Annotated in this window: 23 protein-coding genes; 16 read left to right on the forward strand and 7 right to left on the reverse strand. The window is 54.1% G+C overall.

The genetic code is table 11. The features are described 5' to 3' along the window. The 3 genes from ACYVJT_RS08200 to ACYVJT_RS08210 all read left to right on the forward strand — a co-directional run. The coding region (locus ACYVJT_RS08200; RefSeq protein WP_499418296.1) for an IS3 family transposase at nucleotides 1-597 on the forward strand (597 nt) is incomplete at its 5' end. A gap of 52 nt (nucleotides 598-649) precedes the next feature. Next, nucleotides 650-1,600: a catalase-related domain-containing protein gene (locus ACYVJT_RS08205; RefSeq protein WP_343956191.1), complete on the forward strand. Its 951-nt coding sequence runs from the start codon at nucleotides 650-652 to the stop codon at nucleotides 1,598-1,600. A gap of 32 nt (nucleotides 1,601-1,632) precedes the next feature. After that, nucleotides 1,633-2,253, forward strand: coding sequence for a superoxide dismutase family protein (locus ACYVJT_RS08210; RefSeq protein ID WP_343956190.1), 621 nt, complete (start codon nucleotides 1,633-1,635; stop codon nucleotides 2,251-2,253). A 15-nt stretch (nucleotides 2,254-2,268) separates the two neighbouring features. On the opposite strand, the gene ACYVJT_RS08215 is transcribed toward ACYVJT_RS08210, so the two are convergent. Further along, the gene (locus tag ACYVJT_RS08215) at nucleotides 2,269-3,468 is read right to left on the reverse strand and encodes an MFS transporter (protein ID WP_343956189.1); all 1,200 of its coding nucleotides are present in this window, start codon (nucleotides 3,466-3,468) and stop codon (nucleotides 2,269-2,271) included. Between the two features lie 89 nt (nucleotides 3,469-3,557). After that, entirely contained in the window at nucleotides 3,558-4,493 is a 936-nt protein-coding gene (locus tag ACYVJT_RS08220) for an HpcH/HpaI aldolase/citrate lyase family protein (protein ID WP_343956193.1), read from the reverse strand. A gap of 324 nt (nucleotides 4,494-4,817) precedes the next feature. Here ACYVJT_RS08220 and ACYVJT_RS08225 point away from each other — a divergent pair, with 324 nt between their 5' ends. Continuing rightward, complete coding sequence (locus ACYVJT_RS08225) at nucleotides 4,818-5,633, forward strand: gamma-glutamyl-gamma-aminobutyrate hydrolase family protein (protein WP_343956188.1); 816 nt, start codon at nucleotides 4,818-4,820, stop codon at nucleotides 5,631-5,633. Nucleotides 5,634-5,770: 137 nt separating this feature from the next. On the opposite strand, the gene ACYVJT_RS08230 is transcribed toward ACYVJT_RS08225, so the two are convergent. The 5 genes from ACYVJT_RS08230 to ACYVJT_RS08250 form a co-directional block, all read right to left on the reverse strand. After that, nucleotides 5,771-7,060, reverse strand: a complete 1,290-nt coding sequence (locus ACYVJT_RS08230) for an ethanolamine utilization protein EutH (protein WP_343956187.1) — start codon at nucleotides 7,058-7,060, stop codon at nucleotides 5,771-5,773. Nucleotides 7,061-7,694: 634 nt separating this feature from the next. Next, entirely contained in the window at nucleotides 7,695-8,411 is a 717-nt protein-coding gene (locus ACYVJT_RS08235) for a cache domain-containing protein (RefSeq protein WP_343956186.1), read from the reverse strand. 5 nt (nucleotides 8,412-8,416) lie between these two features. Then, nucleotides 8,417-9,169, reverse strand: a complete 753-nt coding sequence (locus tag ACYVJT_RS08240) for a FadR/GntR family transcriptional regulator (RefSeq protein ID WP_343956185.1) — start codon at nucleotides 9,167-9,169, stop codon at nucleotides 8,417-8,419. Nucleotides 9,170-9,227: 58 nt separating this feature from the next. Further along, nucleotides 9,228-9,713, reverse strand: a complete 486-nt coding sequence (locus ACYVJT_RS08245) for a flavodoxin domain-containing protein (RefSeq protein ID WP_343956184.1) — start codon at nucleotides 9,711-9,713, stop codon at nucleotides 9,228-9,230. Nucleotides 9,714-9,742: 29 nt separating this feature from the next. After that, the gene (locus tag ACYVJT_RS08250; RefSeq protein WP_343956183.1) at nucleotides 9,743-11,029 is read right to left on the reverse strand and encodes an FAD-dependent oxidoreductase; all 1,287 of its coding nucleotides are present in this window, start codon (nucleotides 11,027-11,029) and stop codon (nucleotides 9,743-9,745) included. A 312-nt stretch (nucleotides 11,030-11,341) separates the two neighbouring features. Between ACYVJT_RS08250 and ACYVJT_RS08255 the strand changes: the two genes are divergently transcribed. The 12 genes from ACYVJT_RS08255 (at nucleotide 11,342) to ACYVJT_RS08310 (ending at nucleotide 23,033) form a co-directional block, all read left to right on the forward strand. Then, the gene (locus tag ACYVJT_RS08255) at nucleotides 11,342-12,553 is read left to right on the forward strand and encodes a cytochrome P450 (protein WP_343956182.1); all 1,212 of its coding nucleotides are present in this window, start codon (nucleotides 11,342-11,344) and stop codon (nucleotides 12,551-12,553) included. 35 nt (nucleotides 12,554-12,588) lie between these two features. Further along, the gene (locus tag ACYVJT_RS08260) at nucleotides 12,589-14,040 is read left to right on the forward strand and encodes a glutamine synthetase family protein (protein ID WP_343956181.1); all 1,452 of its coding nucleotides are present in this window, start codon (nucleotides 12,589-12,591) and stop codon (nucleotides 14,038-14,040) included. Nucleotides 14,041-14,073: 33 nt separating this feature from the next. Beyond that, entirely contained in the window at nucleotides 14,074-14,781 is a 708-nt protein-coding gene (locus ACYVJT_RS08265; protein WP_343956180.1) for a substrate-binding periplasmic protein, read from the forward strand. Continuing rightward, complete coding sequence (locus tag ACYVJT_RS08270; protein ID WP_343956179.1) at nucleotides 14,778-15,500, forward strand: gamma-glutamyl-gamma-aminobutyrate hydrolase family protein; 723 nt, start codon at nucleotides 14,778-14,780, stop codon at nucleotides 15,498-15,500. Before ACYVJT_RS08265 ends, ACYVJT_RS08270 begins: the two co-directional genes overlap by 4 nt. 117 nt (nucleotides 15,501-15,617) lie before the next feature. Beyond that, nucleotides 15,618-16,976, forward strand: coding sequence for an NAD-dependent succinate-semialdehyde dehydrogenase (locus ACYVJT_RS08275; protein ID WP_343956178.1), 1,359 nt, complete (start codon nucleotides 15,618-15,620; stop codon nucleotides 16,974-16,976). Between the two features lie 163 nt (nucleotides 16,977-17,139). Then, nucleotides 17,140-17,928, forward strand: coding sequence for a gamma-glutamyl-gamma-aminobutyrate hydrolase family protein (locus ACYVJT_RS08280; protein WP_343956177.1), 789 nt, complete (start codon nucleotides 17,140-17,142; stop codon nucleotides 17,926-17,928). 392 nt (nucleotides 17,929-18,320) lie between these two features. After that, a complete protein-coding gene (locus tag ACYVJT_RS08285) occupies nucleotides 18,321-18,578 on the forward strand; it encodes a transposase (protein ID WP_343956176.1) in 258 nt (85 codons plus the stop codon). An 11-nt stretch (nucleotides 18,579-18,589) separates the two neighbouring features. Continuing rightward, complete coding sequence (locus tag ACYVJT_RS08290) at nucleotides 18,590-18,736, forward strand: hypothetical protein (protein ID WP_499418299.1); 147 nt, start codon at nucleotides 18,590-18,592, stop codon at nucleotides 18,734-18,736. Between the two features lie 452 nt (nucleotides 18,737-19,188). After that, on the forward strand, nucleotides 19,189-20,211 hold the full coding sequence (locus ACYVJT_RS08295; RefSeq protein ID WP_343956175.1) for an ABC transporter permease: 1,023 nt from the start codon (nucleotides 19,189-19,191) through the stop codon (nucleotides 20,209-20,211). Continuing rightward, nucleotides 20,211-20,984, forward strand: coding sequence for an ABC transporter permease (locus ACYVJT_RS08300; RefSeq protein ID WP_343956174.1), 774 nt, complete (start codon nucleotides 20,211-20,213; stop codon nucleotides 20,982-20,984). Before ACYVJT_RS08295 ends, ACYVJT_RS08300 begins: the two co-directional genes overlap by 1 nt. Nucleotides 20,985-21,027: 43 nt before the next feature. After that, nucleotides 21,028-21,933, forward strand: coding sequence for an ABC transporter ATP-binding protein (locus ACYVJT_RS08305; protein ID WP_343956173.1), 906 nt, complete (start codon nucleotides 21,028-21,030; stop codon nucleotides 21,931-21,933). 101 nt (nucleotides 21,934-22,034) lie between these two features. Beyond that, a complete protein-coding gene (locus ACYVJT_RS08310; protein ID WP_343956172.1) occupies nucleotides 22,035-23,033 on the forward strand; it encodes an ABC transporter substrate-binding protein in 999 nt (332 codons plus the stop codon). Nucleotides 23,034-23,096 lie beyond the last annotated feature (63 nt).

A 23,096-nucleotide genomic window follows, 5' to 3' on the forward strand; every position in this document is an offset into this window, starting at 1 on the left:
AAGTCGAAACCGACTACCACTGGACCGAAACCGACACTTCGGCGGCAGCCTAGAAATGAAAATACGCAGACCCTCCACAAAACCCGGGACTTGACAGTTGCAACGATGACTGGAATCCAAGCAGGACAGGGCTGGCTGTATCTCGCCACGATCATTGACTTTGCCACTCGCATGGTCATCGGCTGGCAACTGGCAGACCATATGCGAACCAGCCTGGTCATCGATGCCTTGGACATGGCCCGCACCCACGGCAGAATCGCCGATGATGCGCTGGTTCACAGCGATCACGGCACGCAATATACCTCGCAGGAATTTACGGCCTACTGCGCTGCAGCCGACATCACCCAGTCAATGGGCCGCACCGGAGTGTGCTGGGATAATGCCGTCGCCGAGACGTTCTTTGCCAGCTTGAAAAACGAAATGTACCACCAACACGTCTACACGACCCGCCCCCGAGCACGCATGGCCGTGGCCGAATACATCGAAGTGTTCTATAACCGCCAGCGACCCCATTCCAGCCTCGGCTACCGCACCCCGGTTCGTGCCTGGACCGACCACGAAGACCTCGCCGCGACGGCATCAACCCAAGCGGCTTAACAAGGAAGAAAACCCCGAACAAACTGTCCAAAAAACTTGACACAGCCCAGACATGTTGCGCGACGGCTTTCACCAGCACGGCGTGCAAGAGGGCGTTGCCCCTTATAAACCCAATAGTTTGGACGGCGGTTGCCCGTTTTTTGCTGGAGCAGACCGACCCGGAAGTGAAGAAGAAAAACAGGCCCTCATCGACATCCCCCAACACATCGCCGAATCGCAGATGGTGCGGCGGCACGCCCAGTCCTTCGACGACCACTTCTCGCAGGCGACCATGTTCTACCGCAGCCTCAGCCCGGTCGAACAAGAGCACACCATCCAGGGCTACGCGTTCGAACTCGGCAAATGCTATGAGACCACCGTCAGGCAGCGCCAGGTCAACCAGCTAGCCAAGATCGACACCAACCTGGCAAACAGGGTGGCCGAACTGTTGGGCCTGGAAGTGTCCGTGGACGACGATGGTGCAGCGCCGCGCGACGACATCATGACCAGCCCCGCCCTCTCGCAAGTTGGTCAGACCTGGCCGCTCGATGGCCGAGTCATTGGTATCGCAATCGCAGACAACGCCACCGCAGATACCACCCGCATCAACCAACTGCGCACTGTCATTGCTAATCGCAAGATGGTGCCGGTTGTGATCGCACCGAATGCGGATCCGCTGCCCGACGGCACACCGGTGCAAAAAACCTATTTGGTGGGCCGGTCAGTCGAATACGATGCTGTGATTTTCGTCGACGGGGCGTCCCCAGCCACGCAGACTCCTGGTACAGACGCCAAAGTTGGCGACCCGACTGGTAGCGGCAATGTCGATCCCAGACTCGTGCTGTTAGCGGCTGAAACATTCCGGCATGCAAAAGCCATGGCCTTCGACGCAGCAAGCCCAGTTCCTGCTGCCGCCGGTGTCGACACCCAAGCACCAGGGGTCTTTGTAGGAGAACCTGACGTGGTTGCCGAACACGTTTTCGAAGCGCTCCGCAGCCACCGAGTCTGGGAACGATTCGCCTAAGCACTCATGTCGCAACGGAAGGGGAAGCCATCATGAACAACGCACTACCAGGCACACGCCGGACCCTGACTTTAGCGGTGACGGCGCTCGCCGCCTTCACGCTGGCCGGTTGCGCGAATGATACCAACGACGACAGCGAAGACGGAGCCGAGGAGGCTGCAGCCACCGCCGATTTGGTCAACGTCCAGGGTGATCCGCTCGGCCAGGCAGAGTTTAGCTTCGGCGACGGTACCACTGAAATCAGCGTTGATGCCGAAAATTTGGATGCCGGCTTCTATGGTCTGCACATTCACGAAATCGGTGAGTGCGAACCCGACAGTGAGGCGCCCGATGGTTCAGACACCGGCAATTTCATGTCAGCGGGCAGTCACATCCCAGGTGAAGATGGGGCAGATCACCCCGAACACGCCGGTGACCTACCCGTGCTGATGGTCAATGAGGACGGGACCGCCCAAATGTCCGTGGTGACCGATCGTCTCGAAGAATCCCAACTCTTTGACTTCGATGGCGCGGCCGTGATGATCCACTCCGCTCCAGACAACTATGGCAATGTCCCCGAACGGTATCTGGATGATGGGACCACCCCGGACGACGACACACTGTCTACGGGTGACGCCGGTGACCGCATCGGCTGTGGTGTGATCGAAGGCTGATCGGTAGGGTCCGGCTCATTGTCGTGTGATTCGATGTCCATCAGCATGCCGCCCATGGGCGATCCAGTAGACCAGCACGCCAAGTAGGACAATGCCAGCAGCGGCCAGGTAAAGGCCTGGGTACCCGGCAACGCCGATCATGAACCCCAGCGCCACGGGGCCGATCGCAATACCAGAGTCGAGGGCGAGATAGTGTGTTGACGTCGCGACGGGAATACGGTTGGTGGTCGTGCGGCGGATACCAACCGCTTGTAGACTCGGGACCACACCGCCGTGGCCCATCCCGCCCAGAATGGCGGCGATGACGAAATGCCAAGCGTTGTCAGCGACTGCTACCACGGCGAGCCCTAAGGCCAGCGAGCAGAGTGCGGCCGGAATGACCGCGTTATCACCGTGGCGATCATGCATGCGACCCGCGAAGAGACGGACGCCGAGCATGGCAAGCGCCCACACGAGAAAGAAGAGCGATGCTACATCGGCCATGTTTTGACTCACCAAATATGGTGTCAAGAAGGTCATCACCATCGCAAAGCCTACCGAGGCTATGAGTGCCACGATAGCTACCGGCAGCATGTTGCTATCCAGCAGATCTGAGCCACGAATGCGCCACCGTCGATCGTATTCGTCTTGAGTTGGCTTGCGTTCTCGGATGTGCATGGGGAGGACAGCAAGCAGGGCGATGAGCGCACACAGGGTGGCAAAACCAAATACCCAGACGCTCGAGGCGTTCTGGCTCAACTGGATGGAGGCCAGTGGGCCGACCGCATTGGAAAGCGTGCCCGCAAGGGAAATGTAGCCCAGGCCTTCGCTGAGACGTGCTGCCGGAATGAGGTCAATGACGGCGGTGGCAACAGTCGTTGAGATCACTCCGAACCCAGAGCCCTGCACCAGACGGATGACGATGAGCAGACTGTACTGATCGACCAGCGGATAGAGCAGCGAACAGACCACGTAGAGGGCTAGCGCGACCAGTAGGATGCGTTTGCGCCCGATGAAGTCGAGGTATTTTCCAATTGCCAGGCGTGAGAGCGCCGCGCCGAGGACGAAGGAACTTGCCGCAAACCCCGCGCCGGTGTCGGTTGCCTGGAACTGCTCAACCGCATAGAGCGCCATGTACGTCATCAAGGTGATGAAGACTAACTGGGCACCGACCAATGCAACAAATGCCAAAAAATAATCGCGCGTCCACAGGCGCTGCTCGTCTGACTGCGCCATTTAGCACAACCCAATATTCGTCATATCCACTATCCAATGTACTCGTGAGCTCACTGGGCTAGCTTACGGAACATTGGGGATTCTGTCTCTTAGTAGTGGTAGGTATCCGTTGGTGCCGACGTGTAGTTGTCCGAAGTGGCAGGGCGGCACCATGCAATGCCCAGTGCTTCGGCCAGCTCGATGATGCCGTTGGAGCGAGCCAACCGGGGCAGATCAGAGCCGTTGCGGATTTGGCCGCCGTCATGCTCAAACTCGTCCAGGAAGTCGTGGGCCCAGGTGAGTTCTTCTTGTGATGGGCTCAGGCCTTCATTGATGGTCGCCGTTTGCTCTGGTAACAGGCATAGCTTGCCGGTGAAACCAAACTCGGAGGCGACCGATGCACCTTCGGTTAGTACCTTGCCCGAGGTGCCCTGGGATGGACCATCAATCGGGGAGGGCAGCATGGCAGCTTTCGACGCGATGGTGAACTGACTGCGTGCATAGGCCAGTGCCATCGGCGAACCCCCAAAGCCAGTGTCACGGCGGAAGTCGCCGATGCCGAACGCCAAGCGGAAGTTGCCACGAGCTGCTGCAATCGAGTTGATGCGCTGCAGGCCGCGAGCGGTTTCCACCAGCGCAACGATTGGCACACCGGGCAGACGCGCAGCGGTTTCGTTGACGTGGTCGGTCGATTCGGTCATGGCCAACATGACGCCAAGCAGCCCACCGTTGTGGTGCGGACCGTCAAGCTCATGAGAAATATACCGCGCGAGTTCTGTGACGTCCTGCTCCCACCAGGGCGTTCCGTAGCCGTTGATGCGAACCCAGCCGGTGTGGCCGGCGGCAAACCAGTCGGCCACGTTCTTGCGGGCGAGCTCCTTATCTTTCGGAGCCACGGCATCTTCGATGTCGTACACGACGACGTCAGCGGCAGATTCGTCGGCAGGACCAAAACGATCGGGTTGCACAGCGTTGACTAGCAGCCACGTGCGAGCAAGATCCGCCTGGACTTTTTGCCCTTTGGACGGCGTGACGTGGGTAGTCATAATTGAGCTGTTGGACACCAAATCTCCTGACCGTATTGCACCCGGTATGATGCGATACGCAACGTGTTGAATTCGCTAGAATCAGCGATCATAAGTACTCGTTCAAGGCTATCGTGGTGGACTAGGGCTGACCACAAAATCAAGCTAAGAGAGCAGCACGTGTGATCTACTTAATAGTCGAGAATTAGCGTCGGCCGGGAAAGTCAATTGTGAGCTGCGCGAGGCCATGCGCACGAGTACCATCTCTTTGAACTGTGATTGCTGCACACATAGACTCTGGGATACATCTAATATTGGATGTATCACTTGGAAGAAGGAGCAATTGTGACGACGCAGGGACATCCAGGTCTGAAACTGGCAGACTTTCAGAAAAACGAAGATTTTGAAGACGATGGACGCCCTGTTGTTGGTGTAGTGGTCTCACTGTGGGCGCCTGATATGAGTGACTCGGCCGCACAGTTGTCTCATGACCTTACCGCCAACGGAACACAAGCTGTCCGGGATGCCGGTGGTCGACCCGTGGTCATCGATAGTTCGGACGACAAGCGTCAGGCATCCGGAACCGACTGGCTTCGCGGACTCGACGCCGTCGTGTATCTCGGGGGAGCAGATATCCACCCGGGTTTCTTCTCCGATGTTGATCTCGCAGAAAAACTCGAAGGCGTAGACCCCCATGCTGACAAATTTTGCATTGAGTCGATTCAACAAGGAGTCTCTGACGATATGCCCATTCTGGGAATTTGCCGGGGCTCACAGCTGCTAAACGCAGCGCTGGGCGGTACTATCCACCAGCACGTCGACGGGCACCGGAAAGTTCTTGATGAAGAAACCGGAGAAATTGCCTTTATTGACGAACCGGTTGATATTGTGGCGGGCAGTCGTCTAGCCACAGTACTTGGTAGCAAGACACTCACGGTGCGAAACGGGCATCACCAGGCGGTAAACGAGGTAGCCAAGGAGCTCAACGCCGTGGCATTTGCCCGTGACGAGATTGTGCAAGCGACCGAGCATCCTGACAAGTCATGGGTGATTGGGGTCCAATGGCATCCTGAGGATGATCAAGCCGATAAACAACACTTGGCCACACTCTTTGAAGCAATCGTGAAACAAGCTGCTAACGCTGCGGCAAAAGATTCCTAACTGAGCAGCGTTGATACATCTTTGCCACGGTAACTTCTGAGAAGCTGAGGACTCATGAGCAGCTGAGCCTCAAAAATGATGGTGGCCTGGAAGCGCTCTAAACGCTTCCAGGCCACCATCATTTTGTCTGGTTGGTATTAGACTTTTGCAGCGGCAGTTTCTGAATCTGCTGTAAGGGCGGCTTCCTCGGCTGTTTCGCGCTCGGAAGCTTCCGCCGCTAGGCGGTCTGCTTCAATGTCCGTTTGCTCGAGAGTGCGCGCGTACGGCAAGGCTAACCATATGGCGAACAGTACTGCGATCAGTCCGCCGCCAATTTTTCCGACGATCATGGTAACGATCATGTTTGGTTGGAAAGTGGCGGTGAATGCCAGGTAGTCGCCGATTGCGAAGGCTGAACACACCATGAATGCCAGTGTGAGCACCTTATCCTTCGGTGGCATGTGACGAATGAGAGGGAACAGTGCTACAGCGTTGGCGGCTACTGCCAAGAAACCAGCAATGCCTGCTTCAGACAGTCCCACTCGTTTCCCCATTGCGTCAAGTGGCTTGGCTAGTGCTTTTCTGACGAGGAAGATCAGCGGGAAGGCACCTGCCAGCATGATGGAAATTGCACCAACGATTTCCAATGCTCGCATTTGGTCTTCTGCATCGGCCATGAATGGGGCTAACGGCCAACCGCCAAATAGTGCGGAAAAGACGCCGGTAAAGTATTCGACGATCGACAGCGCAACGGCGATGGTCGTAATGATCTGGATCGCACGTCCGAAAATGAGGAACGCAGCAATCATTTTTTGGGTGAAGAAACGTAGGGCCAGCGACAGCAAGACCATAATGACCGCTAGTGGAACAATGTTGAGTAGAATTTCAGGCAATGAAAGGTCGAATGGGCGTGTCCCAGGGCCGGTGGTTTCAAGACCCTCGCGTAGTGGAACGCCTGTTTGCAGCAGTACTAGTGCCATGATCAATGAAGCAAAGGGAATCGCGAGAAACCCTGACATAACGCCAAGGGCAAGGTACTTATGGTCTCGCTTTTGTAAGATTGATAGACCCACTGGAATGCAGAACGCAATTGTTGCACCGGCTGTAATACTCACAGTGAACGCGAGAATCCATGCACCGTGACTATCCGCCACGGCGTGCGAAAGATGATACGAACCGAGATCGCCCGGAATAAAAGTGCTCACTGCGATGGAAGCGTCTGATTGAACCGCGGAGTATACCGGGGCTACGACCGAGTTGATCAGGGGGACCAAGACCGGAATTAGTGTCATGATTCCGGCGATGGGAATAAAAATATGCCCCATAGTGAGAATGCCTTGTTTGAACTCCAGGCCAAGCTCTGAGTTGGGGCGGAGGATATGGGCAGCTGCACCAATGATGAGGGCAACCATCATGCTGTAGACAATTATGTCGCCGATAAGTTCCATAGTTTTGAATCTCCATAAGAAATGACAACATTGCGGTGGGTGATTTGTAGTTGTCGTTGGTGAGTGAGGTGCTCGTAGATGAGCGGAAGAATGTGCGGGGTTTCGCCATCACTAAACATTTACTGATGCAATATTTGTTTTAGTGTGCTGTGGGTGAGAAATCTCCATAATAAGATCCGTAGATCGGCTTCGTAGCTGCATACTTGCCAGCGTGTATCGCGGACACTGCGGGCAGTACACAAGCGCTGAAGGTCAGCTTCGTGCAAGTCTGAGTAGCGGAAGACTTAAGAGTTGAAAGCACTGTATTCCTTAGTCTCGGAGGAAATACCGACCCAAACTGGTTAGCTGATAGTGCCGGGGGATCGTGGCACTATCCGCGTTGCAGAAGTGGATGAAATTCAGTCGGTCAATATTTTTTCGCCTGTGACGTTCACCGCTGGTGTGTTGTATGAGTCACATTTTACTTTCATCTATTAATACCTTCTTGTCTGAAGGTTTTCAAGAGCTTCAAAGCAAAATGTTCCATAGGGCTGTAACATCGCTGGAAATGCCGCCCGGGTGGGGCTGGGTACAGCGCAAGCAGGCTCGTCTTTGTGGGATTGCAGTGCTCATGCTGAGCTCCTGAGGCAGCGGTTTAGCTTTCCTCAACGAGTAACTGTAAGTGCATGTCGGCTACGTTGAGCGGTTTTAGTGCGTATCCGGTCGGTGCGCTCTCGATCAGGGCTCCTGAGCCGTAAGGGCCGATCGTGCTGACGATTACTCGACCGCCCTCATTGACCAGCGCAGCGCGACTATTGGGAGCTTTCCGAAGTATCGGGATGAGGCATTTTTCCAGAGTGTCAACTTTGAGGTCCATGCCGACGACTCCCACGGTTTGAAGCCCAACGATGAGGGGGATTGTCCAAGTCGTTATATATTCGTCGACCCCAAGATAGTCGATGTATGGACCGGCAATAGTTCGGGCTTCGGCTCCAAAACCTCCACGGAACCACTCCAGTTGTTCATAGTCGTAGAACCTTGGAGAGGAGGGGTCATTGTCAAACTCTTGCCAATGAAATTGGTCCTCGTCGCGAACCCACCATTCCAGCGCAGGAGACGAAGGGTCTACAATCTCCCGTTGGAAAATCAGTCCTACCCCATCTGTTGCTGGCTGATGGGTGAGGTATTCAGCAGCTATCTTCGACAACCTCTTGCGTTCGCTCGAGGGGACATAGAACTTGGGTGATCTTTCTACATCCTGTTCGATGACGTCAGCAAATTTTGAACCTATTTGCGTTACGTCTTGGAAGATACTCTCTATCCAGTCCGACAGTCGCAGGGTTATCTCTGCTGTGGTGTGAGCAAATTCCATGAAACCTACTCTGTCTCAGATCGGCTTTGCAGGGTTAATTTGGCGTCGATCAGTCGATACACGCCGTCTTGGACGTGACGTTCCATCGATTGCTGCGCATTGAAGGCTTCGCGTTGTTTCAGGGCTTCAATAATCTCTTCGTGATCCCGTTGTACGAGGTCAGGAGTTATTCCAGCGCCGCCAGGGGACCAGAGGAGTGAAGTGATTTCGCTGAGGAGTCGCATCTGAAGCCGTAGCAGGCGTGGTGACTGTGCTGCGACCGTTAGCTGCGTGTGAAATTTACTATATTCGCTGGCCTGTGCGGATGGCTCTTCTGCATTCAGAAGACGTTCGGCAGCGCATTCTAGTGTCTGAATACTAGCTGCTTGTGCTCGCTGACACGCAAGATGCACAATGCCCCGGCTTACCGTGACTCGTTCATCTCCGAAGTCCCGTAAATTTACGATGCTGATGCCATTCAGATACTGACTGACTTGATTGCTCGTTGGAAATGGCACTTTGATGACAAATGTGCCCCCGCTTCTGCCACGTCGGGTTTCTACGAGCCCCTTGTCGCGTAATTCGGCTAAGGATTTCCTAATGGTGGCGATGGCCACGCCGAATTGATCAGCAAGCTCAGACTCTGCAGGCAAGCGATCGCCTACCGCCAATTCGCCAAGTGATATAGCAGTAGCTATCTGGCCTGCATGGCTGTGCTCATAACCTAGTGGTATAACGCCGGAGACAGCTTCACCAACAAGGGGTATTCGAGAATGCATTCGACTTTCGGGGTTTGGGGTGACGTCAGGTACGAGCCCCGAAGCTATGATCTCTCGCTCAACTAGCGGCAGAGACATCCTCCTCAACTTCTGAGAAAGCTACGAGTGCTTGCGGTAGCCACTCTAGTGCAGCGTCGGAAGGTGTAACTTCAAGAGACGATGCATCGTGTCGACCGTATTCACCTACCCGGGTGGCACCGAGCTCACGCAATTTGCTGTCGAGTACTTCGCTGCCTTGGCTATACGTGTCTTCGTAGAACCGATCTCCAAGACCAAACATCGCATAGTACACGTCGGTAAGATCCGGTGATTGTTTGACTAGTTGGTCGTAAAATTCTTGTGCAGTATAAGGAAGTTCTCCTTCGCCGTGTGTGGAACACGCGAAGATGTAGTATTTCGAGGAGTCGAGGCTGCTGACCTCATACTCTTGAAGATCAGCGAACTCCACGTCGTGTTCGCCTGCCTCTGTAATGTTCTCTTCAAGATCCATCGCAAGTAGTTCAGTGTTGCCTGACTCGGTGCCGTATAAAATTTGGATGTTCATCCTATGTCCTTTGTTGTAGCGTTGAGGGTTTAACTTTGTGTGGTTGCTTGATCGATGATCCCTTGCTGACCAACGAATTTCTTGCGTACGCGATTGACCTCTGCGAGACTCAGTTCTTTCTCGTTGGCTAACACCCATTGCGCGAATGAAATGGGATCTTCAGCCAAGTGGTGCCTCAGTCCGTCGATACCTCGTTTTTCTGTTGCGGTATGAATGTGGTTGCCGTCAATATCAGCAAGAATTTCCTTGGCCACATCTTGTGCACACGCGCGGTTGGCAGGGATTGTGCCAACCGCACCGCGTTTCAACCACCCAGTGCGGTAGAGCCCAGGTTCGATTCGACCTGAATCTTCGGTGATTCGCATAAGGCTCTCGTGGCCTTTGTAGATGGGTGACTTGTCGTCAGCCTCAAACCCGACTGCGGTAATAACTGAGTCCGCATGGATTTCAGAGCTCTCGTGCGTTTCAGTCTCGTGTATCTGTATTGCCTCGAGGGTATCCGTGCCCAGAAATTGTTCTGGTGCAGTGGAGAACCAAAACCCAACCTCAACGCGAGGTGTTGAGGGCTGGTCTGTCACAAGTGAATCCACCGCAGCGCGCCGACGAGCCGCCGCTGAGTTTTCGTCGAGGCCGTCCTTGGGGCTGTGATTGGAGCTAAACCGTACTCCTTCAATGCTTCCAAGTTCTCGCAGCATAGCTGAATCGGATTTCGCTTCATCAATACTAGAGCGGTTGAGAACAGTGACTGATTTGACCGGAGCATCAAGATAGGCTTCCAAAGCGTCGTCATTGATGTCGCTGCCGTCGTAGTCCGTGTGTTCTTTGATCAGAAAGCGCAAAATGTCCAGAGCTACATTCCCGCCACCTACTAGCACGATGTGCTCTCCCAGCGTTGAGAAGACATCAGTTTTCCCGCGGAACGAGTTCAGTGAGTAGATGAGATCGGCGGCCGTATAGACCCCCTCTAAATCTTTTCCGGGAACATCTAGCTGACGAGCATTGGGGCGTCCGGTGGCCAGCGCCACCACGTCGAATTGCTCGCGGAGATCTTCGATTTTTATATCAGCACCAATTTCAATATTGCCGGCAAACTTGACATTCTCTTTTGCAAAGAGGCGATCAAACTGCCGTGTGATTGATTTGGTTTGTTGATGGTCTGTTGCCACACCGTAGCGGATCAGGCCATACGGAGCAGCGAGCTGGTCAAAGACAATGATGATGTCATTGGGGCGTTTCCGGTTGAGAGCTTGCGCGAGAAAGCAGCCGCTTGGACCAGAACCCACAACAGCGATTTGGAGTGGTTTATCTGTAGTCATGGAGCTTCCTTTCACTGGCGAACTGTGTATTTGCGCCTAGCAGTTTTTAAAACATTCGATACTAGATCATTATCGAAAAAATCTTGTGGTGCAACTCACAGGGCATTTATTACGTTCGACCATAATAAATAAATGTATTTCCCTTTATTTATTTGAGGCTTTGTGGCAGTCTCGGAGCATCCAGGCGAAGATTTTGATTCAAGTGCCGCGCAACTCTTTGCTGTGTTAGTTGCCTCACAGCAGATTTTATGATTAGCTGAGTCACATTCAAGGATAAAACATCTCAAAATGAATGTATTTATGAGGAGTGGCATGACACAAGTTTCAGAAGAGGCCTTTGAGGGGCCGTACTTCAATATCGCCGACCCGAGCTTCGCGATGCAGTCTGAGGAAGTTCGACGTGCTCGAGACGAGTCTTGGATTGCTCGGACAAACTACGGGTACGCTGTGCTGCGTCATGCTGAAGTGGGTTCCTTGCTTCGTAGTAAGTCTTTATCCCAGGGCAGTGCGCAATGGCCGGAGCACCACGGTGTTCATAGCGGTTCGTTCTATGCATGGTGGAGCAAAAATCTTCTCGTGCTTGAGGGGACGGAGCATACTCGTATTCGTCGGTTACTCAACCCGGCTTTTTCGCCGGCTCGTGCTCGCAAACTCAAAGCGAGCTTCCAGGTACTGGCCGATGAACTGGTGAACGATATTGCGGATAAGGGCTCTATCGAATTCGTCAACGACTTTGCTGCACCATTCGCAACCCGAGCGCTCTGCATCATGTTGGGCTTGCCGGAAGAGCACTGGGAATTTATTGCCGATCGCGCTGACACCATCGGACTAGCGCTCTCAGTCAATATCCAAGAAGAAATCGACAAGATTGATACTGCCGTTGACGAGCTCTACGAATTTGTCGAAACATTGATCCAAGAGCGTCGAGAAAATCCCGTTGACGACGTCATCTCCACGCTCGTCACTCAGAGTAGTGACAGCGATAGTCTCTCACCGGAGGAACTTCGAAACGCGATTGTACTCATGTTGTTTGGTGGCATGGACACCACACGCAACCAGCTTGGTCTGGCCATCCAGACATTTATCCATAACCCAGAACAGTGGGAGCTCTTGGGGCAAACCCCCAAACTTGTGAACAGCGCGCTTGAAGAAGTCTTGCGGGTGAACCCTACAACTCGCTGGGTTACTCGTGAAGCAGTTGAAGATTTTGAGTTTCAAGGGGTTCAGTTCAAACAAGGAACTACAGTTCACCTCTTCACCGCTTCGTCAGGTACTGACGTGCAGGCTTTCCCGGATCCCGAGATCGATATCGAAGAGAAGGACCGAAAAGCACACTTCACGTTCGGCGGAGGCAAACACCAATGCATCGGGCAACACATCGCAAAGGCTGACATGAGTGTAGCGCTCGCTACCCTTGCTACAGCAATTACCGACTTACAGCTGGATGGAGCCGATGAGTGGCTTCCCGATTCCGGGAACACTGGCCCAGTGAAGCTCCCAATTCGCTTCCAAAAGCGTAGCTAACCCCACAACGTAAAGGATTTTCCAAGGAGATTACCATGACCGCTCTACCTACAGTTTCTGCAACTCAAACTGCAGCGCCACAGGGTCTCTCGCTTGCCGAGCGACTAGAAAAACGCTACGCGGACAAGGACGCTTTCGCACGCCATCGTGACCACAACATGTCCAAAGAGGTTATTGCTGAACTTGGTGAGAAAATCAAGGCGGCTGGCACAGAATATATCTACTATCAGATCCCAACCATGCAGGGACGCGTAGTAGCTAAAGTTGTTCCAGCACAGCACTTCGAACGCTTCTTGCGCAAGGGCATTGCCATGCACCGCCCTGCTATGGCTGACCTCCAAACTACCCGCGAAGGGGAAATGGTTCATGGCGGCGTTGAAGCCAAAGAGTTCTGGGCATTGCCTGAAGCTGAGACGTTCACATCTATCCCGTGGGACACTACCGTTGCGACCATTTGGTGCCGCGCCTATGAGCCGCTCCACTTCGGAGACATTGGTGGTTCTGTATTACCTACAGATGTGCGTTCACTGTTCAAGATCACTCATGAGGAATTCACAGATCGAACCGGGTTGGAACTACGTTCCGGTCTAGAGCCAGAGATGACTTGGGTCGGTTCGATGGCAGATGTTATCGTCAAGGATGGCGCCTCGCCTGCATATCAGGTCGAAAACCTGGAGCGCATGCGTCCGGTCTATAAGAAGATCATCGGCTACGCGCAGGCCATGGGCTTCAACATGATCCAGGGGGATTACGAGGACGACGGTCAGATCGAGCTCAACTGGGACTACGATCAGGCGAACCTCACTGCAGATCGCATGACAACTTACCGTCAAATCTGCCGACAGGTTGCGCGCGAACTCGATATGCAAGCAAGCTTCATGCCGAAACCGTATAACGGCAAAATGGGCAATGGGTGTCACCACAACCTCAGCCTATGGCGGGGGAATGAAAACGTAGTTGAAGACGGTCGTGTCGAGCTTCACGCAACCGAGCTGGCAAAGAACGCCATTGCTGGTGCTCTCAAGCACACACCTGGTTCAGCGCTTGTGATGAACTCAACGGTGAACTCGTATAAGCGCTTCTGGGATGTCGGTCAGTACGTAACCATGGACCTCAGCTGGGGACTGGATGGACGTGACGCGACCATGCGCATCTCGGCAAACGGTCGTATGGAATACCGCCAGCCAGACGCCTCGGTGAACCCATACCTGTCTCATACCTACCTGTTGGCCGCCATGGATGATGGTATTACTAACAACCTGAATGCTGGCGAACCGATGGGCCCTGTATCGGATTTCGCAGGTCGGACTGTGCCACGCACCATGGGCGAATCCATCGACGCGTTCGAAGCTGACAAATATCTTATGAATACCATTCCAAGTGAAGTCACCGGCGTCTACCTCGATATCAAAAAGGACGAATGGGCTCGCTATTGCTCCACTCTGACCGAGTGGGAATTCACCCAATACTGGGCCAGCATCCCATAACCAGTTGGTAAACGGACCTCAAGGAGACATTGCATGCTACGTATCGCTTGTATCGACAGCGAAGCCCTACCCTTATTCGACCTGAAAGATGACCAGGGTAACCGGGTAGGTTATGAACCAGAAGCAGCCCAAATCGTATTCGACCATATCGGTGAAGAATTTGAATGGGTCTACCTGAATTGGGAACAAATGCTCCCTGCGGTGAATTCCGGAGAGGTGGACGCCGTCTGGTGCGGCCAAGCCATTACGGATGAACGCGCCAGCCAAGTAGATTTCACCCAACCGTATGCGATCTTCGATGAAACCATCCTGGTGCGATCGGGATCAGGTATTACTGAACCGGTCCAATTGGACGGTCTGAAAGTTGGTGCGATTGCCAATTCCGCCAACATGGCGCTGGCTGAAACTTTCGAGGGTGCTGTGTTGGTGCCTTTTCAAGGTGAAGATGTCTTTGGTGCCATGATTGAAGCAACTCGGAACGGTGGAATCGACGCGTTCGTTGATGACGACGTCGTCATGCTGCCGGTTGCTGAGCAAGATGAGGACCTCGAGGAAGCCTTCACCATAAAAACTCAAAACCGTTGGGCCATCGGAGTTACCCCGGGCAACGACAAGCTACGAGAAGCGATTAATCGCGGTCTCGAAGCGTCGATTCGCAACGGTAGCTTGAAGCAGGCTTGGGAGAAGTGGATGCCAGCACTCAAGTTCCCACTTGAGGAGTCAAAGGTAGATGCCACATGACAGTTCCGAAGATTGCTGTCGTTGGGATGTGGGCCAATAGTGTCAGTGGTCTACGTTTCTCAGGAAACTCAGTAGCTACGGCCCTGCTGCAAAGTGTGGTCCGTGCCGGTGGCGAACCAGTGACGTTATTTGCTGAATCGCCCCTGGCACCACTTGACCGCTTAGCTGGTTTCGATGGTGTACTTATCCCCGGTGGAAATGATATTAAACCTGAGATGTACGGCCAGGAAGCTGGCTCCGATACTAAAGTCGCCGACTATGAATACCAGGACGAATTCGAACGAGACATCTTAGCGGCTGCGCTGAAACTAGGGCTCCCGACGCTGGCTGTATGTCGCGGTTTCCAGATGCTGAACGTTATGCACGGCGGCACGTTGATGCAGGACTTGCCTCCCGAACACGAGATGCACCGCAATGGTCTTCATGATGTGGACATTGCAGCGGACTCCCGTCTTGCGTCGGTGCTCAATGAGCATGACCAAATTCGTGTCTCCTCCTATCACCATCAGGCTGTAGATCAGATCGGCGCGGGACTCCGGGCTGTGGCAAGGGCGCAAGATGGCATTGTTGAAGCCCTGGAACCAGTGGATTCAATAAAGCCTGTGGTGGCTATCCAATGGCATCCAGAAGACAACGCTGCTACAGACCAGCAGCAGCAAGCCCTCTTCGACTGGTTGGTAACCACTGCGAACATGCAGTCTGACCGGATGCAGGTATAAACCTTCGGGAAGGGTAAAGCGGTCTCGCGTATTTCGACGAGACCGCTTTCCCTGCGACCACTTATTCAAGACTTTTTATTCAAGACTTTGCAATATTATGCGTGGAAAGGCCGCCAAATGTATCAGGTAATGAACCCAGCAACCGGCGAGGTTGAAGCAACGTATCCAGAGATGTCGGATGCTGACGTTGCAGAGGCCGTTGAAAAGGTTGATCAGGGCTACCGCGAATGGAACCGCCGCCCTTTAAGTGAACGGCAGACTATCGTCTGGAAAGCCGCGGATCTGTTCGATGAACGGAAAGAAGAGCTCGCCAAGATCATCGCTCGAGAGATGGGCAAACCCGTTGCTCAAGGTATCGGGGAGGTAGAAACTTCTCGGGATATCTTCCGCTACTACGCCGACAACGCCGAACAGCTCCTCGCCAACGAGGAGCTCGATATTGAAGGCGGTCGAGCGCTTTTGCAAAAGAAGCCTATTGGGGCGCTGGTGGGTATTATGCCCTGGAACTTCCCGTACTACCAGGTAGCGCGTTTTGCCGCACCAAACCTGATACTTGGCAATACGATGTTGCTGAAGCACGCACGGAATTGTCCAGAATCAGCTGCTGCTCTTGAACAGCTACTAGGCGATGCCGGTCTCCCAGAAAATGCCTACATCAACATGTATGCATCCAGTGATCAGATTGCTGACGTCATCGCTGATCCGCGCATAGCTGGTGTCTCGTTGACCGGTAGCGAACGTGCCGGTGTGGCAGTTGGTAAAAACGCAGGCCAACATCTTAAACCGATGGTTCTTGAGCTCGGTGGTTCCGACCCGCTGCTTGTGTTGGACACAAAAGATGTCCAAGCTGTTGCTACCAAAATTGCACAAACTCGTCTGCGTAACGCTGGACAGGCATGTAATTCACCAAAACGTCTCATTGTGATGGATGAATACTACGATGAGTTCGTTCAAGTCTTGGTCAGGGAATTTAGAAATGCCCAAGTCGGCGATCCGATGGATCCGAACAGTGTTGTTGGACCAATCTCGTCAGCACAGGCACTCGAAGAATTGATTGAGCAGGTGCAGGATACGGTCAAGGCTGGTGCCACCTTGCACACCGGTGGCCAGCGTCTTTCCGATACAGGGGCATACTTTAGTCCGGCTGTCCTAACTGATGTCACTTCGGAAATGCGCGGCTACTACGAAGAACTCTTTGGACCTGTCGCGATCGTATATCGGGCCAAAACGGTGGATGACGCACTGCGGTTAGCCAATGACTCGCCTTTCGGGCTTGGCTCAAGTATCTTCACAGAAGATCCAGAAGCGGCCCTTGAGGTCGCTGACCAAATCGAAACGGGCATGGTGTTCTTTAATGAAGCGGGCGGTTCACAGCCAGACTTGCCATTTGGCGGCGTGAAACGATCAGGCATAGGGCGTGAACTTGGACCACTGGGGATAGAAGAGTTTATGAATAAGAAAGTTGTCCGTCTTTGAGTCGTAGCTGCAAGAGGGATGGAGTTTGCTAATTGTGGGCTCCATTCTTCATTTGCGACGTGATGCGCATAGGGTAATACCTGGGTTAGAAGTGGTCCCATGCTGTGACCACTCTGGTCGGAGTCAACAAGCGTTCATCGAGTGCAGATCGAAGGAGATAATTTTGAACGTTGAAGCGCACCGGCGATACACACTGGCCGATTACCAAATTGACGAAGACTGTGTCCTCGATGAACGACCCGCGATAGCTGTGATTGTGGCGCTGTGGTCCCCGGATTTCGGCGAGTCTGAAATACAGGCTATGCATGATCTTACGCTGGTTTCGGTACAGGAAGTCCGGAATGCTGGCGGAAGACCAGTCGTTATAGACAGCTCTGACCAAGCGCGACAGGCGACAGGAACGATCTGGCACGAAGATATTGATGCCTTTATCTACCTCGGTGGGGCAGATGTGCATCCAGGCTTCTTCTCTGATGCCGATGTAGATGAGAAGATGGTCGGAGTGGACGCCAATGCAGATCAATTCTGCTTGCTTTCGCTGCAGCGTGCTATCGACGGTGATGCACCGGTCCTAGGAATTTGCCGAGGCTCACAACTGTTGAATGTCGCGTTGGGCGGTAGCATTCTGCAACACATTGACGGCCATAGGTCAGAGGATCAGGCGGGTTTCGTTGACGAACGTCTTGACCTTGAGCCAAATTCGAAGATCGCCAAGGTCTTGGGACGACAGAACATAAGTGTTCGGGGTTCCCACCACCAGTCAATAGATGAAACTGGTGAGGGACTAGACGTTACTGCGTATGCTCCCGACGGCACGATCGAAGGTGTTGAGCACAGAGGAAAAATGTGGGTGGTCGGTTTGCAGTGGCATCCTGAAGAGGCCAACGCCAATGCCGAAGATCGACAGAAGATTTTTGGTGCGCTGGTTGTCCAGGGCGCGAAAGTACGCTAGACCACAGATGGCCGGGCTGGCACAGTTTATTGTGTGGACCTGGTTGAGTCGCAACGGCTCTTAGCAGAGCGTGCATCTCCGGGGATGGCGTTTTTGTTGCCTTACGGAGCGACGTGGCCTGTGCGTGGAGAGCTATGGCAGCGCGTCTCCATGAGGGTGGCGACCTACGCAATTACCCAGCTTTCAGTACTGATTGACATGTCGCAAGTGCTGGGTTTGCCATTGCTGATTTACTGGGTGGTCGAACGACAATTCGCCTTGATAGCGTTCGCCTTTACAGCACGAAGCGCATGGCAGTTATCGTTGCAAAGACAGACTAGCAGTCACGATAGCTCTCGCAACGGCCCGGGCTGAAGCGATCTGTTTGGCGAAACAACTTACCGCTTTTGACAGTGACGTCAAGGACAGCCCCTAGCTCAAATCGTGACAATTTTGGAAGCAGCACACCAGCTGCAGTCCTGTTGGAAGAAATCGGCATTGGCCTCGTCAACGCTGCTGTTGTCAACACCGCATGGTTTCATCTGGGGCGAGTGCGTTCGGAAGCTGCAGTCGCCGCGTTGGCCGGAGTCAATCCAATTCCTGCCTCCTCTGAAAAACCGCGAGGCACCGACTCAGCCGCGGAGGTGATCGCCAACTCAACCACGCACTGAACATCATCGGCGTGCACCGAACAATCCATGACCCAGAAACCCGGCCCTACATCAAGAAACGACGCGCCCAAGGAAAAACCGACCGGGAGATTCGATGGTGCCCGAAACGCTATCTCGCCCGCCGCATCCACCGTCACCTCAACCAAGCCTCGGACTAGATCAAGGGCATGACGTCCATAGAAGCTTCATAGACCATTCAGATCCAAAACCCGATCGAGACCCTTAATTGCGAAGAGCCATTAAACCTTAATGGCCTCGACGAGCTGCACTAAATCTTGTCGGGTTTCTTAATGATTTGCCCATATGGAAGCGAAGGGCACACCGTTGGTTAAGCACCCAAGCGCGACGCAGGAAGATTTCTTTGGAGCGTAGCGTGGCCTGCTAAGTCATATGCCTGGCGTGAAAAGCCCGGGTGGTCATTCACGATGCATGACCACCCGGGCTTTTCATGTCTGTGACTCCAACGGAATCATTGAGTAATAAAACGATTGCTAGCTTGAATCATCTAGGGGCGCGGGTTACGCTTAGTTCAAGTGGCGCACTTCACATATGATGAGGTGAAACTACGGCACACATCAAACTCAACTTGCACACCTGAGTGGAGAAACTTATGACACAACGCGACCCTTCGCGGGGGCCTGCGCCGGGCGATGATGAGGCGGTGGATCGCCAGCGGCAAGCCCGGGATTTGCACCGGGTTGAGGCCGGTGGGGGTGATGATCTACCTGCCGGGTATCGCACGGCTGGATTGGACACATCGACCCGTCCAGATCCTGGTGCGCCCGCGGTCTCGACGGCCCAGCGCGGTGCGACCGGACGGAAAACCAGTACGGGGCAGGCGCGTGCTGTGCGTCAACGACGCCGTACCTGGACCAACCGTTTACTAGGCGTGGCGGGGATGCTGCTGTTTCTTGTGGCGTGGGAGCTGTTACCTGTGCTGGGGGTTGTTGATGAGCGGTTTATGCCGCCCGCCTCGGCGGCCATTGCCGATCTGTTGGAGAAGTTCACCGATCAGGTGTTCTGGGTTGCGGTGTGGGATACCATGCGGGCCTGGGCGATTGGCATGGTCATCGCTGTTGTCTCGGCAGCAATCCTTGGGTTCATCATTGGTTCGTCGAATTTCTTGCGTAAGGCTACGAACTCGACGATTGAGTTTTTGCGTCCAGTGCCCTCGGTAGCGCTGATTCCGTTGGCGGTGCTGATCTTTGGTGTTGGTATTGAATCCGCGCTGCTCCTCATTGTCTACGCCTCGTTTTGGCAGGTGCTGATTCAGGTGCTCTACGGGGTCGCGGATGTGGATTCGGTGGCCATGGATACCGCCAAATCTTATGGGTTGGGGATGGTCAATCGGATTCGGTATGTCATTTTCCCCACCGCGTTGCCGTATTTGATGACGGGCATTCGTTTGGCTGCGGCGGTCGCACTGATTTTGGCCATTACTGCCCAGTTGATCATCGGGACCCCAGGTCTGGGTGCCGAGATTGCTCGGGCACAGTCCGGTGGGGCCTATGTGTCGATGTACTCACTGGTGCTAGCAACCGGTCTATTGGGTGTCATAATCAACATGGTCGTGCGAGCGGTTGAGCGTCGCATCCTGTCCTGGCACACCTCGGTCCGCTCGGAGGTCAAATAATGCGTTACATCAAAACCATGTTGTACATTTTGGGCCTGCCAGCGCTGCTCATCGCCGCTTGGATTGTCTGGTCTGCCCAGTCGACGAGTTTCTTTGTTCCCACGCTGGAACAAATGACCAATGCCTTCAGCACGACCTGGACCTGGGGCCGGATGCTGTCGGATGTCTTGCCCTCGGTGACCAACCTGTTGGCCGGCATCCTATTGTCGATCGTGCTGGGCATCGTAGTGGGGTTGTTGATTGGTTCCTTCCGCTGGCTGCGCCAGTTGACCGAGCCGGTCATGGAGTTTTTCCGTGCGATTCCGCCACCGGTGTTGATCCCGGTGTTTATGTTGCTGATCGGTATCGGCAACGACATGAAAATCGCAGTCATCGTGCTGGGCGCGGTCTGGCCGATTTTGCTCAACACCGTGGAAGGTGTGCGGTCGATGGACGAAGTCCTATCTGATACCTCGCATACCTATCGCATCGATGGGTTCGCTCGGATCCGGTATCTGATCTTGCCCTCTGCGATGCCCCAGATCATGGCTGGTATCCGTCAGTCGCTGTCCATTGCGCTGATTTTGATGGTGATCTCTGAGATGTTCGCCTCCTCGGCAGGCCTTGGTTACACCATTATTCAGTTCCAGCGGTCCTTTGCGATCCCGGAAATGTGGTCAGGCATCGTGGTGCTGGGGTTGATTGGTGTCATCATGTCGTTTATCTTCCAAATCGTCGAGCGCAACGTCTTGAAGTGGTATCACGGACAGCGCGAGATGGAAAACGCCGGCTAACACGCAAGCTCACTGAACTTCTGTTGTAAAGGAAATACTTGTTATGACGACTCCACCCCAAGACCACAACCCGGTGATCAACCAGGGCAGCACCGCCGAGACACCAGACGGTCAACTACCAGTTGGCCACACCCTGCCCGATGGCGAAGCGCTACTATCGGTGCGGAACCTAAAAAAGATCTATCACACCGATGGCGGCGACATTGAAGCCGTGCGCAACCTGACCTTCGACCTACCCAAAGGCGAACTCACTTGCCTGGTCGGACCCTCAGGATCCGGTAAAACCACACTGTTGAAGGCCATCTCCGGACTACTAGAACCAAGCGCTGGCGAAGTCACCTTGGCTGGCAATGTGGTGACGGGGCCGCCGAAGAATATGGCCGTGGTTTTCCAAGAATACGGGCGCTCCCTGTATCCATGGATGCGGGTACGAGAAAACGTCGAATTGCCCTTGAAAGTCCAAGGCACGGACAAAGCCCAACGCAACCACGTCGTCGACGAAGCCCTGCAAGCTGTCGGCCTGGATCACGTGCCACGGTCTTATCCGTGGCAGCTCTCGGGTGGTATGCAACAACGTGTCGCGATCGCCCGCGCAGTGGCCTATCAACCAGAAGTGTTACTCATGGACGAGCCATTCGCCGCCGTCGACGCCCAAACCCGCGCTGACCTCGAAGACCTCGTCCGACGCGTCTGGAGCCAACTGGGCATCACCATACTGTTCGTCACCCACGACATCGACGAATCCGTCTACCTCGGCGAGCGTGTGGTCATCCTGTCCTCCTCACCAACCGTGATCCAACAAGACATCAAAATCGACCTTCCCACTGAACGCAACCAATTAGAAACCCGCTCCTCGCAACGCTTCAGCGAACTGCGCCACCACGTCTACGAACAAATCCAACTCGCCAAAGAAGGATTCCGCCCAGACACAGCCAAAGCTCAAGCCTAAAAGCGTTTATTTGCAAAACTATTGACGTTCACATGCAAGTAAACATACTCTTGTGATATACCTCACACAATGCTGAGGTTTCACACCTGCAAGAGGAGAACATGATGAAAAAACTTGGATTGCGTGGCAGTTTTGCTGCAGCTGCGGCTGCAGGCTTACTGGTACTTACGTCTTGTGGTGGGGGCGAAGAAGCCCCAGCCGGAGGTGACGAGGCGGCACAGGATGGCGGGCTCACCGAGGTGTCCATCGGGGTGATTCCCATTGTTGACGTAGCGCCGATTTATCTCGGTGTGCAAGAAGGAATCTTCGAAGAGCATGGCCTCGATGTCGAGTTGACGCTTGCCCAGGGGGGTGCTGCGATCATCCCGGCCGTACAGTCAGGCGATTTTGACTTCGGATTTTCCAACATCACGTCATTAGTCATTGGGCAAGCTCAGGGGCTGCCATTACAGGTTGTGGCCCCGGGGCCACAAACTACCGGTGAAGCGGGGGATGACTTTTCGTCGTTACTGGTGCCTGAAGACTCAGACACTGAATCCATCGCTGACCTCGAGGGCGATAGGGTGGCCGTCAATACGCTGAATAACATCAACGACACGGTCTTGAAGGAAGGCATGCGGCAAGAGGGTGGCGATCGTGATTCTATGGATCTTGTCGAAGTGGCCTTCCCGGATATGATCGGTCAGCTTGAATCCGGCAACGTCGATGCCATCATGGCAGTCGAGCCGTTTGCGACCATGGCCATGGACACTGGTGCGCGCGAAATTTACTCGCCTTACGCCGAGCCGATCGAGGATCTGACCATTGCCGCATATTTCGCGTCAACGGAACGTATTGAAGAAGATCCAGAAACCGTCGATGCGTTCATTGCCGCTATGAAAGAGTCGCAGCAATACGCAGAGGATAATCCCGATGATGCCAAAGCGATTCTGTCGGAGTATACGGAGATCGAGCCAGAGGTTGTCGACGAGCTGACGATGCCGCAGTTCCCACAACAGGTGACCCGTGACTCGATCCAACGCATCATTGAGCTCTCCGAAGAGACGGGCCTGATTGATGAAGCTGTCAACATCGACGAACTGCTGCACGAGGATGCATAGCCGCTAAGCCGAATATCGAGTGAAAGGAGCCACCCGATCCCTAATGGGAGCGGGTGGCTCTTC

The organism is Yaniella soli (assembly GCF_054782375.1).

What these genes read in the sequence shown, in the direction of transcription:
- ACYVJT_RS08240 (WP_343956185.1), bottom strand. Translation starts at nt 9,169, where the DNA reads ATGCATTCTCGAATACCCCTTGTTGGTGAAGCTGTCTCCGGCGTTATA.
- ACYVJT_RS08265 (WP_343956180.1), top strand. Translation starts at nt 14,074, where the DNA reads ATGCTACGTATCGCTTGTATCGACAGCGAAGCCCTACCCTTATTCGAC.
- ACYVJT_RS08295 (WP_343956175.1), top strand. Translation starts at nt 19,189, where the DNA reads ATGACACAACGCGACCCTTCGCGGGGGCCTGCGCCGGGCGATGATGAG.
- ACYVJT_RS08250 (WP_343956183.1), bottom strand. Translation starts at nt 11,029, where the DNA reads ATGACTACAGATAAACCACTCCAAATCGCTGTTGTGGGTTCTGGTCCA.
- ACYVJT_RS08305 (WP_343956173.1), top strand. Translation starts at nt 21,028, where the DNA reads ATGACGACTCCACCCCAAGACCACAACCCGGTGATCAACCAGGGCAGC.
- ACYVJT_RS08275 (WP_343956178.1), top strand. Translation starts at nt 15,618, where the DNA reads ATGTATCAGGTAATGAACCCAGCAACCGGCGAGGTTGAAGCAACGTAT.
- ACYVJT_RS08310 (WP_343956172.1), top strand. Translation starts at nt 22,035, where the DNA reads ATGATGAAAAAACTTGGATTGCGTGGCAGTTTTGCTGCAGCTGCGGCT.
- ACYVJT_RS08230 (WP_343956187.1), bottom strand. Translation starts at nt 7,060, where the DNA reads ATGGAACTTATCGGCGACATAATTGTCTACAGCATGATGGTTGCCCTC.
- ACYVJT_RS08220 (WP_343956193.1), bottom strand. Translation starts at nt 4,493, where the DNA reads ATGACTACCCACGTCACGCCGTCCAAAGGGCAAAAAGTCCAGGCGGAT.
- ACYVJT_RS08245 (WP_343956184.1), bottom strand. Translation starts at nt 9,713, where the DNA reads ATGAACATCCAAATTTTATACGGCACCGAGTCAGGCAACACTGAACTA.
- ACYVJT_RS08210 (WP_343956190.1), top strand. Translation starts at nt 1,633, where the DNA reads ATGAACAACGCACTACCAGGCACACGCCGGACCCTGACTTTAGCGGTG.
- ACYVJT_RS08270 (WP_343956179.1), top strand. Translation starts at nt 14,778, where the DNA reads ATGACAGTTCCGAAGATTGCTGTCGTTGGGATGTGGGCCAATAGTGTC.
- ACYVJT_RS08235 (WP_343956186.1), bottom strand. Translation starts at nt 8,411, where the DNA reads ATGGAATTTGCTCACACCACAGCAGAGATAACCCTGCGACTGTCGGAC.
- ACYVJT_RS08260 (WP_343956181.1), top strand. Translation starts at nt 12,589, where the DNA reads ATGACCGCTCTACCTACAGTTTCTGCAACTCAAACTGCAGCGCCACAG.
- ACYVJT_RS08205 (WP_343956191.1), top strand. Translation starts at nt 650, where the DNA reads ATGTTGCGCGACGGCTTTCACCAGCACGGCGTGCAAGAGGGCGTTGCC.
- ACYVJT_RS08255 (WP_343956182.1), top strand. Translation starts at nt 11,342, where the DNA reads ATGACACAAGTTTCAGAAGAGGCCTTTGAGGGGCCGTACTTCAATATC.
- ACYVJT_RS08215 (WP_343956189.1), bottom strand. Translation starts at nt 3,468, where the DNA reads ATGGCGCAGTCAGACGAGCAGCGCCTGTGGACGCGCGATTATTTTTTG.
- ACYVJT_RS08300 (WP_343956174.1), top strand. Translation starts at nt 20,211, where the DNA reads ATGCGTTACATCAAAACCATGTTGTACATTTTGGGCCTGCCAGCGCTG.